The 18,689-nt window shown below is 63.8% G+C and carries 12 protein-coding genes; all 12 read left to right on the top strand.

From position 1 onward, the window contains the following. Positions 1-35 precede the first annotated feature (35 nt). The 12 genes from NKJ84_RS09895 to NKJ84_RS09840 all read left to right on the top strand — a co-directional run bounded on the left by NKJ84_RS09895 (position 36) and on the right by NKJ84_RS09840 (position 18,623). Entirely contained in the window at positions 36-1,130 is a 1,095-nt protein-coding gene (locus NKJ84_RS09895) for an ABC transporter ATP-binding protein (protein WP_352506297.1), read from the top strand. Further along, positions 1,130-2,050 carry an ABC transporter permease gene (locus NKJ84_RS09890; protein WP_352478299.1) on the top strand — a complete coding sequence of 307 codons (921 nt, stop codon included), beginning with the start codon at positions 1,130-1,132 and terminating at the stop codon, positions 2,048-2,050. The genes NKJ84_RS09895 and NKJ84_RS09890 overlap by 1 nt, the downstream gene beginning before the upstream one ends. Further along, positions 2,043-2,843 (top strand): ABC transporter permease, encoded by an 801-nt coding sequence (locus tag NKJ84_RS09885; RefSeq protein WP_352506296.1) that lies wholly within the window; start codon positions 2,043-2,045, stop codon positions 2,841-2,843. The genes NKJ84_RS09890 and NKJ84_RS09885 overlap by 8 nt, the downstream gene beginning before the upstream one ends. 23 nt (positions 2,844-2,866) lie before the next feature. Continuing rightward, the gene (locus NKJ84_RS09880; protein ID WP_254816998.1) at positions 2,867-3,901 is read left to right on the top strand and encodes an ABC transporter substrate-binding protein; all 1,035 of its coding nucleotides are present in this window, start codon (positions 2,867-2,869) and stop codon (positions 3,899-3,901) included. Between the two features lie 64 nt (positions 3,902-3,965). Next, positions 3,966-5,162 (top strand): serine hydrolase domain-containing protein, encoded by a 1,197-nt coding sequence (locus tag NKJ84_RS09875; RefSeq protein ID WP_352506295.1) that lies wholly within the window; start codon positions 3,966-3,968, stop codon positions 5,160-5,162. 30 nt (positions 5,163-5,192) lie between these two features. After that, positions 5,193-6,374, top strand: coding sequence for a serine hydrolase domain-containing protein (locus tag NKJ84_RS09870; RefSeq protein WP_352506294.1), 1,182 nt, complete (start codon positions 5,193-5,195; stop codon positions 6,372-6,374). A gap of 123 nt (positions 6,375-6,497) precedes the next feature. Further along, positions 6,498-8,810 (top strand): Tex family protein, encoded by a 2,313-nt coding sequence (locus tag NKJ84_RS09865; protein WP_352506293.1) that lies wholly within the window; start codon positions 6,498-6,500, stop codon positions 8,808-8,810. A gap of 239 nt (positions 8,811-9,049) precedes the next feature. Beyond that, positions 9,050-10,255, top strand: coding sequence for an acyl-CoA dehydrogenase (locus tag NKJ84_RS09860; protein WP_352506292.1), 1,206 nt, complete (start codon positions 9,050-9,052; stop codon positions 10,253-10,255). A gap of 451 nt (positions 10,256-10,706) precedes the next feature. Next, on the top strand, positions 10,707-14,078 hold the full coding sequence (locus tag NKJ84_RS09855; RefSeq protein ID WP_352506291.1) for a transglutaminase family protein: 3,372 nt from the start codon (positions 10,707-10,709) through the stop codon (positions 14,076-14,078). A 6-nt stretch (positions 14,079-14,084) separates the two neighbouring features. Then, entirely contained in the window at positions 14,085-16,496 is a 2,412-nt protein-coding gene (locus tag NKJ84_RS09850) for a circularly permuted type 2 ATP-grasp protein (protein ID WP_352506290.1), read from the top strand. Between the two features lie 7 nt (positions 16,497-16,503). Then, positions 16,504-17,388 (top strand): transglutaminase family protein, encoded by an 885-nt coding sequence (locus NKJ84_RS09845; RefSeq protein WP_352448166.1) that lies wholly within the window; start codon positions 16,504-16,506, stop codon positions 17,386-17,388. A gap of 116 nt (positions 17,389-17,504) precedes the next feature. Next, positions 17,505-18,623, top strand: coding sequence for a DNA topoisomerase IB (locus tag NKJ84_RS09840; RefSeq protein WP_352506289.1), 1,119 nt, complete (start codon positions 17,505-17,507; stop codon positions 18,621-18,623). Positions 18,624-18,689 lie beyond the last annotated feature (66 nt).

Here is an 18,689-nt window from a genome sequence, read left to right as displayed (position 1 = left end):
CGCCATCAAGAGCGGACATGAAAATGGGGTAATGCGTGCCGGATCAACCGGGTAAGAGTGCAATCGAGGTCCGCGGCGTCCGCAAGGTGTTCGGTATCGGGGACGCACAAGTCGCCGCCCTCGACACGGTTTCGGTGTCGATCCGCGAGAACGAGTTCTTCACGCTGCTGGGGCCGTCGGGCTGCGGAAAGACGACGCTGCTGCGGCTGATCGCTGGCTTCGACTTCCCCAGCGAAGGCGAAATCCTGCTGCACGGCCAGGACATCGCGCCGCTGCCGCCGTTCAAGCGGCCGGTCAACACCGTCTTCCAGTCCTATGCGCTGTTCCCGCACATGACGGTGGCCGAGAATATCGGCTTCGGCCTTGAGATGCTGGGCAAGCCGAAGGCCGAAATCAAGGCGCGCGTCGCCGAGATGCTGAAGCTGGTCAAGATGGAGGCGCTGAGCGCCCGCCGCACCAGCCAGATCTCCGGCGGCCAGCAGCAGCGCGTGGCACTGGCGCGCGCGCTGGCGCCGCAGCCAAAAGTGCTGTTGCTCGACGAGCCATTGTCGGCGCTCGACTACAAGCTGCGCAAGGAAATGCAGATCGAACTGAAACGGCTGCAGCACCAGACCGGCATCACCTTCATCTTCGTCACCCACGACCAGGAAGAAGCGCTGACCATGTCGGACCGCATCGCGGTGATGTCAGCCGGCAAGATCCTGCAAGTCGGCACGCCCTGGGACATCTATGACAAGCCAGCCGAGCGCTTCGTCGCCGACTTCATCGGCGAAACCAATTTCCTGACCGCGGCCATCACCGGCATCGGCAACGGCAAGGCGCGCGCGACACTCAAATCCGGCGCGACGATCGACGCGACGGTGGCCGAGGGCTTCCAGCCGAAGGCGAATGCCACCCTGGTGGTCAGGCCGGAACACGCAAAGCTGACCGGCGGCAAGGGCGATCTTTCCGGAACCGTCGAAAACATCGTCTATTTCGGTACCGATACGCATATTCATGTCCAACTGGACAGCGGCGAAGCCTTCACCGTGCGCCAGCAGAACACGCGCAGCGCAGGCTGCGGTTTCGAGCGAGGCGACAAGGTCGGTGTCTCGATCGGCAACGACGCCGCGCAAGTGCTGAGGGATTGATGGCGAGCGCGGAAGAAGTCGCCAAGGCGGCCGAACGGCGCGATATCCGCGACCGCTGGCTGCTGTCGGCGCCGGCCCTGTTGATCATCTTCCTGGCAGCGACCGGCCCATTGCTGATCGTGCTGGTCTATTCGTTCCTGACACCCGGTCCTTATGGCGACGTGAAGTGGCAATTCTCGCCGGAGGCGTGGATCTCGGTGTTCATGGAACGCGACATCTTCGACGACACGCTGTCGCTCGCCGCTGCCCATGTCACCATCTTTTGGCGCTCTATCAAGCTTGCCATCGTGACCACACTCGCCACGTTGGTGCTTGGTTTTCCTACCGCCTATTTCATGGCAACGCGCAGCGAGAAGACGCGCGATCTCTGGCTTTTCCTGATCACCATTCCGTTCTGGACCAACCTGCTGATCCGTACCTTCGCCGTGCTGCAGATCATCCGCAACGAGGGTTTGATCAACACGGTGCTGCTCAAGCTCGGCATTATCTCCGCGCCGATCCAGATACTCTTCACCGACACGGCGATCCTTATCGGCATGGCCTATGTCTATCTGCCGCTGATGGTGCTGCCGATCTATGCCAGCATGGAGAAGCTCGATTTCCGGCTGGTCGAAGCCGGCTACGATCTTTATGCGACGCGCTTCCAGGTGCTCAGGCGCATCATTTTCCCGCTGGTCAAGCCCGGCGTCGTCGCTGGCTCGATCCTCGTCTTCATCCCGGCGCTGGGCGCCTATGTCACGCCGAGCCTATTGGGCGGCGGCAAGAACATGATGCTTTCCAACCTGATTGAATTGCAGTTCGGGCAAGGCCGCAACTGGCCGCTCGGCTCGGCGCTGTCGATCGCTGTGATGGTCATCGTCATGGTGGCGCTGCTTGCCTATGTGCGCAATGCCGGACAATCGGAGATGCGTCATGGCTAGCAGCTTCTCCATCAAGCATCAGTCCGGCTTCACCGCGATCGCCGCCACCTGCTTCGTCGTGCTTTATCTGCCGATCGTCGTGCTCGTCGTCTATGCCTTCAACGCCGCGACCTCGACGTCGGAATGGGGCGGCTTTTCGCTCAAATGGTTCCAGTCGGCGTGGCAGAACACGCAAGTCATAGACGCCACCTTGCGCTCCTTTGAGATCGGCGCCACGGCGGCGATCCTGGCCACCGTCTTCGCCACCATGGCGGCGCTCGCTACCACGCGCACGCCGCCCTATCCCGGCCTGACCTTCAAATATGCCGCCATCAACCAGCCTTTGATGGTGCCCGAGATCGTCACTGGCGTGGCGTTGCTGATCTTTTTTTCGCGCATAAAGATATTCACCGGCTATTCGGGGCTCGGCTATCTGATCGCCGCGCATACGGCGTTTTGCATTCCCTTTGCCTATCTGCCGATCCGGGCGCGGCTGGAGAACATGGACCTGACGCTGGAGCGCGCCGCCGCCGATCTCTACGCGACGCCGTGGCAGACGTTCAGGCGCATCACGTTGCCGCTGCTGTGGCCCGGCATTCTGGCGGGACTGATGTTGGCCTTCGTCATCTCGCTCGACGATGTTGTCATCACCGAGTTCGTGAAATCGGGCGGCCAGGACACGCTGCCGACCTACATGCTTGGCCAGATACGTCGAGGGATAACGCCGGAGATCAACGCGATATCGACCGTGTTCCTGCTCTTGTCGGTCGCCATCGTGACGTTGTTTTTCTTCATCAGCAGGAAACGGGACTAGACATGAAAATGGGAGCTAAGACCATGAACTGGAAGACCACGGCGACCGCCATCGGGCTGGCGCTGCTCGCCTCGACGAGCCTTGCTCGCGCCGACGGTGAGCTCAACATCTACAATTGGGGCAACTACACCAGCCCCGATGTGATCAAAAAGTTCGAGCAGAAATACAACGTCAAGGTGACCATCACCGATTACGATTCGAACGATACGGCGCTGGCCAAAGTTCGCCAGGGCGGCACCGGCTTCGACATCGCGGTGCCTTCGCAAACCTTCGTGCCGATCTGGATCAAGGAAGGCCTCGTGCAGGAGACCGATCCCGGCAAGATGGAGAACTTCAAGAACGTGGCGCCAGAATGGGCCAATCCCGATTTCGATCCCGGCCGCAAATATTCCGTGCCGTGGGCCTGGGGCACGGTGGGCATCGTGGTGAACACCGATGTCTACAAGGGGCCGTCGGACAGTTGGGGCATCATCTTCAACACACCAGACGAATTGAAGGGCAAGGTCAACGTCGTGCCGGAAATGAACGACGTCATGTTCGCGGCGACCAAATATGTCGGCGGCGCGCAATGCGCCAGCGACAAGGAAACGCTGAAGAAGGTGCGTGACACGCTGGTTGCTGCCAAGCCGAACTGGATCGCGATGGAATACAATACCATCGAGAAAATGGGCGCCGGCGATTTCAAGGCAACCAGCGACTGGAACGGCTCAGCCCTGCGCCAGCGGCTGGCGAATCCCAAGATCCACTATTTCTATCCCAAGGAAGGTTTTGGCCTCTGGAGCGACAATGTCATGGTCCTGAAGGACGCAAAGAATGTCGAGAACGCCAAGCTGTTCCAGAACTTCATCATGGATCCGGAAAACGCCGCCGGCCTGTCCGCCTTCCACCGCTACGCCAACGGCATTGCCGGTTCCGACAAGTACATGCCAGCCGATATGAAGGATGCGCCGGAAGTCATCATCCCGGAAGACGTCAAGGCGCATGGCGAGCTGCAAAAATTGTGTTCAGAGGAAGTGCAGGCCATCTACAGCAAGATCTGGACCGAACTGCAGAAGTAATCCACATCCGGACGAAACCCGGCGGCAATTGCCGCCGGGCCTTTTCCCGGCGATCGGACTGCCTATGATTTCTTATCGCAACAGCGAACCGGCGCCGCCGATCATGCAGGGTTCGCCGCCGCGGATGGTGCCGCCGAAGCTCGAATGGGACCGGCCGCCATGGAACCGCTGGGCGTTCCAGCATATTCGCGAAATCCTGCCGACCGTCGAGGTCTGGCGCGGCAATGGCCATCGCCACAGGCTGGAGCGAGCCGAGGTCGATCTCGACGTGCTGCCGGTGGGCGACAGCATGGGGCAGCCGACGACGCTGGCTGGACTGCTTGACGAGACTTACACCGACGGCTTCCTGGTGCTGAAGCGCGGCAAGGTCGCCTATGAGCGCTACTTCAACGGCATGACCGAGCGCACGCTGCATCTGTCCCAGTCGATGGCGAAGTCGGTCACCGCATCGGTGTTCGGCATACTGGTCGGACGCGGACTGATCGATCCGGGTTTGCCGGTGACCACCTATCTGCCGGAGCTGGAAGCGACCGGCTGGGAGGGCGCCAGCGTGCAGCATGTGCTCGACATGACGAGCGGGGTGCGCTTTTCCGAGGAATACACCGACCCCTATTCCGACATCGGCCAGGTCGATGTCGCCACCGGCTGGAAGCCGGTGCCGCCGGACTGCGATCCGGAATTGCGCTGGCCATCGCATATGTTCGAACTGATCCTGGGGCTCAAGGAAAAGAGCCGGCCGCACGGCGCTGCCTTCGAATACCGCTCGATCGAGACCGACGTGCTTGCCTTCATCATGGAACGGGTGAGCGGCAAACGGCTGGCGCAGCTGGTTTCGGAAGAGCTCTGGCAAAAGCTCGGCGCGGATGAAAGTGCCTGCTTCACCGTAGACAGCGCCGGCTATGCGGTTGCCGATGGCGGCTTCAACGCCACGCTGCGCGATTATGGCCGCTTCGGCCAGCTGATCCTCGGCAATGGTGGCGGCATCGTGCCGGCCGACTGGATCGAGGCGACGCGCAATGGCAGGCATGGGCCGGATTTCAGTCCCAGCCTGCCGGAAGGCAGCTATCGCAACCAGTTCTGGATCGAGGATCCGCGCTCGCGGGCGCTGATGTGCCGTGGCGTGTTCGGACAGCTGATCCACATCGACTGGGATACGAAAATGGTCGTGGTCAAGCTTTCGAGCTATCCGGATTTCACCAACGTCGCCTATTCTGTGGCGACGCTGCAAGCGGTGCACGCCATCGCCGCAGCGCTCGCCTGAAACTCGGCCAAAAGATCCTGAAGGAACGCTATGACCGGCAAGACCGCGTTTGAGACCAGGTATGGCTTTGCCCGAAACCAAGTGCTGCTCGGCAATTGGCGGGAAAGCCCGTTCAGCCGGTGGTCGTTCCAGAATGTCGGCGAGCTGGTGCCGAGCGCTGCCGTGACGGCAAGGCCGGGCAGCAGCGAGGCGCCGGCGCAGGATTTCGGCGGGCTACTTGGCGAAAAGGTCGCCCTTGCAGGCGGCGCGGAGACTGTCGCGGCGTTTCTCGCGCGCTCCGATACCGACGCGCTGACGATCATGAAAGCCGGCAAATTCGTCGGCGACTGGTTCGCACCGCATATGGAGTTCGGTTCACGCCACATCGTCTTTTCGATCAGCAAGTCGCTGACCGCCATTGTTGCCGGCATATTGGAAGGCGAGGGGATTTTCGATCCGCAGGCTCCGGTAAGCCGCTACCTGCCCGAAGCCCCCGGCTCGGCCTATGGCGATGCACGTGTGCGGCACGTGCTCGACATGAGTGTCAGCCTCGATTTCGAAGAGGCCTATCTCGATCCGGACAGCGCCTTCGCCCGCTATCGCCGTGCAATGCTGTGGAATCCAGGCGGGGGCACCGAGGGCCTGGCCACTTTCCTCACGACGCTGCAGAGCCTGACCGAGCCGCATGGCCGGACGTTCCGCTACCTTTCGCCCAATTCCGACCTGCTCGGCATCCTGCTCGAACGCGCGTCTGGCCAGCGTTTCGCCGATCTGATGCGCGAGAAATTATGGGAGCCGCTCGGCGCCGTCGGCGACGCCTCGGTGACAGTCGACATGGAAGGCACGGCGCGTACCGCCGGCGGCATTTCGGTGACACCGCGCGACCTTGCGCGCGTCGGCGAGATGATGCGGCAAGGTGGCGTGGCCAATGGCCGCCGCGTCGTGCCGGAAGCCTGGATGCGCGACACGACCGAAACCGGCGGTGACGCCGAGGCATGGCGGCGCGGCACGATGGCGTCCCTGTTTCCGCGTGGCCGCTATCGCAACAAATGGTACCAGACGGGCGCGGCAAGCGGCGCCTTCTGCGGCATCGGCATTCACGGCCAGTGGCTTTACGTCAATCCGATGGCTGAAATTGTCATCGCAAAGATGTCGTCGCAGCCGGTACCGGTCGACGATCCGCTCGATCTGGATTTGATTTCTTTCTTCGAGGCGCTGAGCCGGATGGTCTGATCCGATCTGTACCGCTCATGCAGCTTTCCTGTGGACCTTTCAGCGGGTTGAAAACGCTGCGGTTGGCGCAGCGGGCGTCTCCGCCTATGGTCGCTGCTCTTTTCGACCAACGACAGGTAGGACATGGCATCCGACATCAAGCGCATCGCAATCATCATAGCCGCCGAAATCGGCGCGCGGCCCGAACAGGCTGCGGCGGCGATCGGTTTGCTGGACGACGGCGCGACAGTGCCCTTCGTGGCGCGCTACCGCAAGGAGGTCACCGGCGGCCTCGACGACACGCAGCTGCGCGATCTTGCCGAGCGGCTCGCCTATCTGCGCGAACTCGACGCGCGCCGCGACACCATCCTTGGTTCGATCCGCGAGCAGGGCAAGCTAACCGAGGGGCTTGAAGCGAAAATCGCTGCTGCCGTGACCAAGGCGGAACTCGAAGATATCTACCTGCCTTACAAGCCGAAGCGCCGGACCAAGGCCGAGATCGCGCGCGAGCGTGGGCTGGGCCCGCTGGCGGAAGCTATTCTCGCCGACCGTGCGGCCACGCCCGCCGAGCTGGCGCTGGCCTACATCAGCGAAGGCGTGGCAGACGCCAAGGCAGCGCTCGAGGGTGCGCGCGACATCCTGTCCGAGCAGTTCGCCGAGAATGCCGACCTGGTCGGCAGATTGCGGACTTATATGAAGGAACGCGCATTCCTGCGGTCGCGCGTCGTCGACGGCAAGCAGGAGGCCGGCGCCAAATTTTCGGACTATTTCGACCATGTAGAGCGCTGGGCCAACGTGCCGAGCCATCGCGCGCTGGCCATGCTGCGCGGCCGCAACGAGGAGGTTCTGTCGCTCGACATCGAGGTCGATGCCGACGATGCCTCGCCGGTGAAGCCGGTCGAGCGGATGATTGCCGATGCTTATGCCATCGGCCGCCAGTTGCCGGGAGACCGCTGGCTGATGGAAGTAGCCAGCTGGACCTGGCGCATAAAGCTGTCGCTGCACCTGACGCTCGATCTGATGCGGGACTTGCGTGAACGGGCCGAGGAAGAAGCGATCCATGTCTTCGCCCGCAATCTCAAGGATTTGCTGCTTGCCGCCCCTGCCGGCTCACGGCCGACGATGGGCCTCGATCCGGGCATTCGCACCGGCGTCAAGGTGGCGGTGGTGGACGGCACCGGCAAGCTGCTGGCGACGACGACGGTCTATCCGTTCCCGCCGAAGAATGATGTCCGCGGCACGCAGGCCGAACTGGCCAAGCTCATCCGGCTGCATAAAGTCGAGCTGATCTCGATCGGCAACGGCACCGGCAGCCGCGAGACTGAAAGGCTGGTGGCCGACATGCTGGCTGACATGCCTGCCGGGTCCGGGCCGAAGCCGCTCAAGGTGATCGTCAGCGAAGCCGGTGCCTCGGTCTATTCCGCCTCGGCAACGGCGGCGGCGGAATTTCCCGGCCTCGACGTGTCGCTGCGCGGGGCGGTGTCGATCGCCCGGCGCCTGCAGGATCCGCTCGCCGAACTGGTCAAGATCGAGCCGAAGTCGATCGGCGTCGGCCAGTATCAGCACGACGTCGATCAGTACCGCCTCGGCCGCTCGCTGGAAGCGGTGGTCGAGGATGCGGTCAACGCCGTCGGCGTCGACCTCAACACGGCGTCAGCGCCGCTTCTGGCGCGGGTTTCGGGTCTCGGCGCATCGCTGGCCGAGGCGATCGTTGCGCACCGGGACGCGACCGGCCCGTTCGCAAACCGCCGCGAGCTGTTGAAGGTCTCCCGCCTTGGACCCCGCGCGTTCGAGCAATGCGCCGGCTTCCTGCGCATTCCCGACGGCAGCGAGCCGCTCGATGCCTCCGCCGTGCATCCGGAAGCCTATGGCGTGGCCAAGAAGATCGTTGCGGCCTGCGGGCGCGACGTTCGCTCTCTGATGGGCGACAGCGCCGCACTCAAGGCGCTCGATCCGCGCGTCTTCGTCGATGAGCGCTTCGGCCTGCCGACGGTGCGCGACATCCTGGCGGAGCTGGAAAAGCCCGGCCGCGATCCGCGCCCCGGCTTCAAGACCGCGACCTTTGCCGATGGCATCGACGACATCAAGGATCTGAAGCCCGGCATGCAGCTTGAAGGCACCGTCACCAATGTCGCGGCCTTCGGTGCCTTCGTCGATATCGGCGTGCACCAGGACGGATTGGTGCACGTCTCGCAACTGGCTGATCGGTTCATCAAGGACGCGCATGAGGTGGTCAAGGCCGGCGACGTGGTCAAGGTGCGTGTCGTCGACGTCGATATCAAGCGCAAGCGCATCGGCCTGTCGATGCGCAAGGATGGCGACGGTGGCGCACCGAAGCCACGCGACAATGGCAGCAGGCCGGTGCCGCGCGCGCCGGCGCCCCAACGCCAGTCGGAGCGGCCGGCGCAGCAGGGCGCGTTCGGCGCCGCGTTGGCCGATGCGTTGAAGCGGAAATAATTCGCGAGCCGGGCTGTGGCAGGTCAGACGGCGGCGCTCGACATTGATGATCCATCACCAATGCTCATAGATCGGCGAAGCTATTTCGTTTGATTTTTTCAGGACGGGAGCCGATAAGCCGCGCGTTTCAAGATTTCTGTTTCGATGCATGTCGTTATCTCCAGGCTGCCGAACACCCCTCGGGTCAGGCCCGCGGGCAAGCTTTGGGCGACATGCATGAGTTTGGGAGACCGAGAGCCATGGCCACCGACAAGAACGCATTCGTCTGGGATGATCCTTTCCTGATCGAGGACCAGCTTTCGGAGGACGAGCGCATGGTGCGCGATGGCGCCGCGGCGTTTGCCGCCGACAAGCTCGCTCCGAAGATCGAGGAAGCCTACCTTGAGGAAAAGACCGACGCCGGGATCTTTCGCGAAATGGGCGAGGCGGGTCTGCTCGGCATTACCATCCCCGAGGAATATGGCGGGCTCGGCGCCAACTACGTCACCTACGGGCTGGTCGCGCGGGAAGTGGAGCGGATCGATTCCGGCTATCGCTCGATGATGAGCGTGCAGTCGTCGCTGGTGATGTATCCGATCCATGCCTATGGCTCGGAAGAACAGCGCAGGAAATACCTGCCGAAGCTGGCGTCGGGCGAATGGATCGGCTGCTTTGGCTTGACCGAACCTGATGCCGGTTCCGACCCGGGCGGCATGAAGACGCGGGCCGAGAAGACCGCGAACGGCTACAGGATCTTCGGCTCGAAAATGTGGATTTCCAACGCGCCGATCGCCGACGTGTTCGTCGTCTGGGCAAAGTTGTCCGACGAAAGTGGGGGCGCGCATGACAACCAGATTCGCGGCTTTGTCCTTGAAAAGGGCATGAACGGGCTGTCGGCACCGAAGATCGGCGGCAAGCTGTCGCTTCGCGCGTCGATCACCGGCGAAGTGGTGATGGAAGGCGTCGAGATCGGCGAGGACGCGCTGCTGCCCAATGTCTCGGGCTTAAAGGGGCCGTTCGGCTGCCTCAACCGGGCGCGCTACGGCATCTCCTGGGGTGCCATGGGCGCGGCGGAGGATTGCTGGCACCGCGCCCGCCAGTATGGCCTCGACCGCAAACAGTTCGGCAAGCCGCTGGCCGGCACGCAGCTTTTCCAGAAGAAGCTCGCCGACATGCAGACCGAAATCGCGCTCGGCCTGCAGGGCAGCCTGCGCGTCGGGCGGTTGATGGATGAAGGCAAGATGGCGCCGGAGATGATCTCGCTCGTCAAGCGCAACAATTGCGGCAAGGCGCTCGACATCGCCCGCCAGGCCCGCGACATGCATGGCGGCAACGGCATCCAGATCGGCTACCACGTCATGCGCCACGCCCAGAACCTGGAAACCGTCAACACCTATGAGGGCACGCATGACGTGCATGCGCTGATCCTCGGACGGGCGCAGACCGGGCTGCAGGCGTTCTTTTAGCATTGGCAGGTGTCCTCCGCTTCCAGGGCGCCACTGCCTGGCATCTCCCCCCGCAAGGCGGGAGATCGGCATTTTTCGTCGACGGTGCCACATTTTGTTCTTGCTTTGTGCCGGCAGCTATGCTATTAATTTCGCTATGGTGCCAATCGGCGCCGACGACCCGCCCACCGAGGCGGGTTTTTCTTTCAGCTTCTTTTCGACCAAGCATCGCGTGTGCTGCCGATCATCGATATCGGCGGGACCGCGCCCGGTGCTGACCCGCCGGACTTCGGCTCTGCAGCGTTGCAACGTCTTGCCGCCACACTGCGGAATCCCAAGGTCGGCGCTCCGTTTCGTGAAGCTATGAAAGCTGCTTAATTTAGGTGCAGCGCAACATCTCTGCTTGGAGAATGCTCAGCATTCGTGTCAGGGTTCAGCGAACTCCTTTTGAAACACCGACCTCAGGGGCACCATGGCAATTCTGGCAGCCGTCTATCACCTGACCCACTACAAATACGACAGGCCGGTCGTCTTGGGCCCGCAAGTCATAAGGTTGCAGCCTGCGCCGCATTCCCGCACGAAAGTGCTCAGCCATTCGCTGAAGGTCGGGCCGGCAAATCACTTCGTCAATTTGCAGCAGGACCCCTACGGCAATTTCCTTGCCCGCTTCGTCTTCCCCGAGCCGGTGACGGAACTGAAGATCGAGGTCGATCTCGTTGCCGACATGACGGTCTACAATCCGTTCGATTTCTTCGTCGAGCCCTCGGCCGAGACGTTTCCGTTCGAATACCCCGAAGAGATCAGGGACGATCTGACCATCTACCGGACGCCGGAACCGGCGGGGCCGCTGTTGGGGGCATTCCTCAAAACCCTCGACCGCGGCCCGACCAACACCGTCAATTTTGTCGTCGACCTCAATGCGCGGCTGCAGCGCGAGATCGCCTATATCGTGCGCATGGAAACCGGCGTCTTCTCGCCCGAGGAAACGCTGGCCGCCGGCAAGGGGTCGTGCCGGGATTCCAGCTGGCTCCTGGTGCAGATACTGAGGAACCTCGGCATCGCTGCGCGCTTCGTTTCCGGCTACCTGATCCAGCTGAAGCCCGACCTCGTCGCGCTTGACGGGCCGCCCGGCACCGCCGTCGACTTCACCGATCTCCATGCCTGGTGCGAGGTGTATCTGCCGGGCGCCGGTTGGATCGGCTTCGACCCGACCTCCGGCCTGCTCACCGGCGAAAGCCATGTGCCGCTCGCGGCAACGCCGCATTTCCGCAATGCCGCGCCGATCTCCGGCATGGCGAGCTTCGCCAATGTCGAGTTCGGCTTCGACATGCGGGTCGACCGCATCGCCGAGCATCCGCGCATTACCAAGCCGTTCTCCGACGAGAGCTGGCAGGCGCTGGACGCGCTGGGGGTCGAGGTCGATGCCGCGCTCCAGGCCGGCGACGTGCGGCTGACCATGGGCGGCGAGCCGACCTTCGTCTCGATCGACGATTTCGAGGCTGCAGAGTGGAACACCGCCGCCGTCGGGCCAACCAAACGCGAAAAGGCCGATGCGCTGATCCGCCGGCTGCGCGAGCGCTTCGCGCCGGGCGGCTTCCTGCATTACGGGCAAGGCAAGTGGTACCCCGGCGAAAGCCTGCCGCGCTGGACCTTCTCGCTCTACTGGCGCACCGACGGCGAGCCGGTGTGGAGCGACCCGTCGTTGATCGCGCATGAAAAGAGCGAGGCGGATGTCGGACCGATGCAGGCCGAGAGCCTGCTGACCGCGATTGCCGACGAACTCGGCATCGACAAGACGATGGTCAGCGAAGCCTATGAGGATCCCGCCGAATGGCTGCTCAAGGAGGGCAAGCTGCCTGACAACGTCGATCCTTCCAATTCGAAGCTGGAGGACCCGGAGGAGCGCAGCCGCATGGCGCGGGTGTTCGAACGCGGGCTGACCAAGCCGTCGGGCTATGTGCTGCCTGTCCAGCGCTGGAACAGCCAGGCGTCCGGACCGCGCTGGCGCTCGGAGAAGTGGAAGACGCGGCGCGGCAGGCTGTTCCTGGTGCCGGGAGATTCACCGGTAGGTTACCGCCTGCCGCTCGGCACGCTGCCTTACGTGCCGCCGGCGCAGTTCCCCTACATCGTGCCGGTCGACCCATCGCTGCCGCGCGGACCGTTGCCGGCGCGTGAGGCGATCTTGCCCGGTTCTGCTTCTTCGCCTGCGTCGGCCGAACTTGAAGGCGCCGACGAGATGGCGCGACGCCAGCAGGCCGTTTCCTTCACGGCCGTTACCGGCCAGCAGGACCGCGTCGAACAGGAGATCACCGAGATCGGCGGCGCCGTGCGCACGGCACTTTCGGTCGAGCCGCGCGACGGACGGCTTTGTGTGTTCATGCCGCCGGTCGAGGCGCTGGAGGACTATCTCGAACTGGTCGCGGCGGCGGAGAACGCGGCAAAGGCTATTGGCCTGCCTGTGCATATCGAGGGTTACGGCCCGCCGCACGATCCGCGCCTCAACGTTATCCGTGTGGCACCTGATCCAGGCGTCATCGAGGTCAATATCCACCCCGCCGCGAATTGGCAGGACTGCGTGGCGACGACCACGGCGATCTACGAGGAGGCGCGGCAGACGCGGCTTGGCGCCGACAAGTTCATGATCGACGGCCGCCATACCGGCACCGGCGGCGGCAACCACGTCGTCGTCGGCGGTGCAACGCCCAATGACAGTCCGTTCCTGCGCCGCCCCGACCTGTTGAAAAGCCTGGTGCTGCAGTGGCAGCGGCATCCGTCGCTGTCCTATCTGTTCTCCGGCCTGTTCATCGGTCCGACCAGCCAGGCGCCGCGCTTCGACGAGGCACGCCACGATTCGCTCTACGAACTCGAAATCGCGATGGCGCAGGTGCCGCATCCGGACAAGGGCGCGGCACCCCTGCCGTGGCTGGTCGACCGGCTGTTCCGCAACCTTCTGACCGACGTGACCGGCAATACCCATCGCTCGGAAATCTGCATCGACAAGCTGTTTTCGCCGGACGGGCCGACCGGCCGGCTCGGGCTGGTCGAATTCCGCGGCTTCGAGATGCCGCCCAACGCGCGCATGAGCCTGGCGCAGCAATTGCTGGTGCGCGCCATCATCGCTCGGGCCTGGAAGAACCCGCTCGACGGCCGCTTCGTGCGCTGGGGCACCTCGCTGCACGACCGTTTCATGCTGCCGCATTATGTCTGGGCTGACTTTCTCGATGTGCTGGACGACCTCAAGCTGAACGGCTTTGCATTCCGTCCGGAATGGTTCGACGCCCAGCTCGAATTCCGCTTCCCGTTCTGCGGCGAGGTCCAGCATGCCGGTATCAAGCTGGAGCTCAGGCAGGCGCTGGAGCCGTGGCATGTCATGGGCGAGCAAGGCGCCATCGGCGGCACCGTGCGCTTTGTCGATTCCTCCGTCGAGCGGCTGCAGGTGAAGACCGAGGGGCTCAACCCGGAGCGTCACGCGGTCGTCTGCAACGGCCGCCTGGTGCCGATGAAGGTGACCGACAACCGCGAGATCGCGGTGGCCGGCGTGCGCTTCAAGGCCTGGCAGCCGGCGTCGGGCCTGCATCCGGCGCTGCCGGTCAACACGCCGCTGGTCTTCGACATCTATGACCGCTGGTCGGGCCGCGCGGTCGGCGGCTGCGTCTACCACGTCGCGCATCCCGGCGGGCGCAGCTACGACACGTTCCCCGTCAACGGCAACGAAGCGGAGGCGCGGCGGCTCGCCCGCTTCGAGCCGCGTGGCCATACGCCGTCCAGCTATGTGCTGCGCAACGAAGAAGCCTCTGAAGATTTCCCGATGACCCTTGACCTTCGGCGACCGCAAAGACTCTGATCAGCCATGGCGAAGGGGAATCACAAAAGGCTGCGCAGCAAGCCGCAGACCCACAGTCTGCTGGAGCACTACCAGCCGATCGACGGCGTCGTCGACGAGATGGTCGATGCGTCGGGCAATCCGCGGCCGGCCTGGCGGCACTTCATCGAGGCGCTGGAGGACCTGGGGCCGGAAAAGCTTGCCCAGCGCTTCGCCCGCGCCGACCAGTACCTGCGCGATGCCGGCGTCTACTACCGCGTCTACGACAAGGCCGGCGCCAACGAGCGGGAATGGCCGCTGGCGCATGTGCCGCTGCTGATCGAGGAGCAGGAATGGGCTGCCATCAGCGCCGGCCTGGTCCAGCGTGCCGATCTGTTCGAGGAGACCATCGCCGACATTTACGGGCCGAACCGGCTGGTCGAGAAAGGCATTCTGCCGGCCGGATTAATCGCGGCCAGCCCGGAGTATCTGCGGCCGGTCGTCGGCACCAGGCCGGCCAGCGGCCATTTCCTGCATTTCTGCGCCTTCGAGCTCGGCCGTGGCCCGGATGGCCGCTGGTGGGTGCTTGGCGACCGCACACAGGCGCCATCGGGCGCCGGCTTTGCACTGGAAAACCGCGTCGCCACCACCAGGGCGCTGTCCGACATCTACGGCGAAATGCATGTGCACCGCCTGGCCGGCTTCTTCCGCCGTTTTCGCGATGCGCTGATCGGCATGGCCAAGCAAGCCGGTGGCCGTGTCGCCATCCTGACGCCGGGACCGCTGAACGAAACCTATTACGAACATGCCTATATCGCCCGCTATCTCGGCATCATGCTGCTCGAGGGCGAGGACCTGACCGTCTCGGGCGGCAGGCTGATGGTGCGCACGGTTTCGGGGCTGATGCCGGTGAGCGTCTTGTGGCGGCGGCTCGACGCCGCCTTCGCAGATCCGCTCGAACTGCGGCCGGACTCGCAGATCGGCACGCCGGGGCTGGTCGAAGCGGTCCGGCAGGGGGCGGTTTCGGCCGTCAACGCGCTGGGCTCCGGCCTGATGGAGACACGCGCGCTGCTCGCCTTCCTGCCGAAGATTTCGCGCGCCCTGCGCAATGAGGAGCTGCTGCTGCCGACCGTCGCGACGTGGTGGTGCGGGCAGGAGGCGGAGCGCGAGCATGTGCTCGCCAATATCGATAGCATGGTGATCGGCCCGGCGCTGTCGACGCGGCTTGCCTTCGAGGATGACGGCTCGACCAAGCTAGGGTCAGCGCTGTCGGTCGAGGAGCGGACCGAACTCGTCGCCCGGATCGAACGGGACGGCGGCGACTTCGTCGGCCAGGAAGCGGTGACGCTGTCGACCACCCCGGTCTATGTCGGCGGCTGGCTGGAGCCGCGGCCGGCAAGCCTGCGCGTCTATCTGGCGCGGACGCCCGAAGGCTGGACCGTGATGCCGGGCGGTTTTGCCCGTGTCGGCTTTTCGCTCGACCCGACGGCCATCGCCATGCAGCGCGGCGGCCAGGCGGCGGATGTCTGGGTGGTCAGCGACAGGCCGGTGGAGCGCGAGACGCTGCTGCCGCAGGAGCACGACAGCTTTACCCGAACCTTGCCAGGCAGCCTGCCCAGCCGCGCGGCGGAAAACCTGACATGGCTTGGGCGCTATATCGAGCGGTCGGAAGACACGGTGCGCATCCTGCGCGCCTACCATGTGCGGCTGGCCGAGACATCCGATCCCGAGATGCCGCTGCTCGCCGATATCAGGGACCATCTCGCGCCGTTCGGCATCGATGTCGAGACGGCAATCCCATTGGGGCTCATCAGCACCCTGGACAGCGCCGTCTACAGTGCCGGACAGATCCGAGACCGTTTCTCGCCGGATGGCTGGCTGGCATTGAAGGATCTGTCGAAAACCATCCATCAATTTGCCGCCACGGTGGCGCCGGGCGATGACGCGACAAGGGCAATGACGGTGATCCTGCGCAAGCTGGCCGGGTTTTCCGGCCTGCTGCACGAGAACATGTACCGCTTTGCCGGCTGGCGTTTCCTCGAAATCGGCCGCAGGCTCGAACGCGGCATCCAGATCGCCCGCACGCTCGCCCGGCTGACCAGAGCCCAGGCGCCTGAAGGCGCACTCGACATGATGCTGGAGATCGGCGACAGCGTCATGACGCACCGTCGGCAATATCCGGTGCAGGCGGGGCGGCGCACGGTGGTCGACCTTCTGGCGCTCGATCCGCTCAACCCGCGCTCGATCCTTTTCCAGCTCGAACGGCTGAAGGCCGAAATCGCGCTGCTGCCCTCCGTCGGCGCTGAAGGCCATATGTCGCCGGCGGCCAAGGAAATTCTGCAGCTCAACACGTCGATCGCCATCAAGGAGCCCTCGGACATGACGGCCGAGGCCCTCGGCGATCTCGCCAATGAAATCGGCGGGCTCTACAACAGCCTCGCCAAAGCCTATTTCGGGTAGAGACAGCATGCTCTACGACATCAGGCTTCATCTGCGTTACGACTATGATGCGGCGGCCGGCGGCGGCCGCCATCAGGTGCGCGTGCTGCCGCCGACCATCCCTGGCGTGCAGCGCGTCATCGCCGCATCACTGTCTTTTGTGCCGGCGCCCAGCGAACGTTCCGACTTTTCCGACTTTTTCGGCAACAGTGTCACCTCGATCGCCTTTCGTGACGCGCATGATGCGCTCGACATCAGGATGAGCGCGCGTGTTTCAGTGTCGCGGCCCGAACCCGGGCTCGACGTATCGCCGGACATACGCCGGCTGAGGGAAGAACTCGGCGCAGTGCACTCGCTGGCGCCGGCTTCGCCGCATCACTTTCTGGCCGCCAGCGATCATGCCGGCATCGACGCGGCAATCACTGCCTATGCGAAAGGCAGTGCCGGCAGTTCGACAGTCGGCACGGCCATGGCTCTGTGCAACCGCATTCACCGCGATTTCACCTATGACGGCGAGGCGACCACCGTGCAGACGCGGGCCAGCGACGCCTTTGGCCTGAAGCGCGGCGTCTGCCAGGATTTTTCCCACATCATGATCGCCGGCCTGCGCGGCCTCGGCATTCCCGCGGGCTATGTCAGCGGGTTCCTGCGCACCATACCGCCGCGCGGGAAGCCGCGGCTCGAAGGCGCCGACGCCATGCATGCCTGGGTCAAGGTATGGTGCGGACGCGATGCCGGCTGGCAGGAATTCGATCCGACCAATGGCATGCGGGCAAGCAACGACCATATCACGGTCGGCTACGGCCGCGACTACTCCGATGTGGCGCCGATCGTCGGCGTGTTGAAAACCACGGGCGGGCAGGTCGGCGAACAGGCGGTCGACGTCATACCGGTCGTGCTCGAAAAGGCGTGACGACGCACGTCGTCATTGCACGCGACGTCGCTAGGCTGTCCTGAGACCAAGAAATCAAGAGGCGTGGAACCGGCAGCCGGCAAGCGGCTTATCTACGGAAATTCCGTGGAGAGGACATGCTGGACAAATCCGAGTCGTCGTCTGGCCGATCGGCTGTGAGGAAAGCTGCACCAAAGAACGGGGTGCCGCAGAACGGGGCGCTGGAGAATGGCGCGCAAGCCTCGGCCGTTCGGGCCTCGCTCAATTATGTCACCGACACTGAACCCGGTATTCGCCGGCTGCGTTCGGACAAGGGGTTCTCGTACAAAGGACCCGACGGGCGGATTGTCGACGGGGAGGCGCTGGCACGCATCAAGGCGCTCGCCATTCCACCGGCCTGGACGGATGTCTGGATCTCGCCAGACCCCGATGGTCATATCCAGGCGACCGGTCGGGACCAGCGCGGACGCAAACAATACCGCTATCACCCGCACTGGGCGGAGGAGCGTGACGGCGTCAAATATTCGAGCCTGGTCGCCTTCGCCGAGAGCCTGCCCGACCTGCGGCGGCAGATCGACGTCGATTTGCGCCGTCACGGCCTGCCGCTGGAACGCGTCGTTGCGGCTATCGTCTGGCTGCTCGACAACACGATGATCCGTGTCGGCAATGCCGCCTACGCGCGCGACAACAAGAGTTTTGGGTTGACCACGCTGCGGGACCGCCATGTCGACATCAAGGGCTCGAGCCTGCGCTTCGCCTTCATCGGCAAATCCGGCAAGGAATGGAGATTGAAGCTTGTCGATCGCCGGATTGCCAAGGTCGTGCGCGGAGCGCAGGACTTGCCGGGGCAGAAGTTGTTCCAGTATCTCGACGAGGACGGAAACAGGCATCCGGTGCGCTCAGACGACGTCAACCGCTATATCAGGGAAAACGCCGGAGCGGAGTTCAGCTCCAAGCACTTCAGAACCTGGGGCGGCACCATTCATGCCGCGTCGCTGTTTGCGCAAACCGAACGTCCCGAAAGCCAGGCGCAGCAAAAGCGGGTGATGAACAATGTCATCGACAAGGTTGCCGAGCGGCTCGGCAACACACGCGCGGTTTGTCGCCAATGCTACATCCATCCGGAAGTGTTCCGCGCCTGGTCCGAAGGACGGCTGCTTGACGAAATGGCGGATGCCAACAAAGGCAAGCGCTCGGTCGCCGGGCTCGACGACGAGGAGGCCTTGGTCTTGAGATGGCTGAGGGCGAGGGAATGACGCCAGACCGGCGACGTATTTTTTTGTCGACGCCATGTCGGCATCGGTCCTAGTGTTTCGTCCTTT

Source organism: Mesorhizobium sp. M0048 (genome assembly GCF_040323405.1).
In the GTDB taxonomy this organism is placed as follows: Bacteria; Pseudomonadota; Alphaproteobacteria; order Rhizobiales; family Rhizobiaceae; genus Mesorhizobium.
Note: the sequence above shows the minus strand (reverse complement) of the source record. Positions and strands in the feature narration are given on the sequence as shown.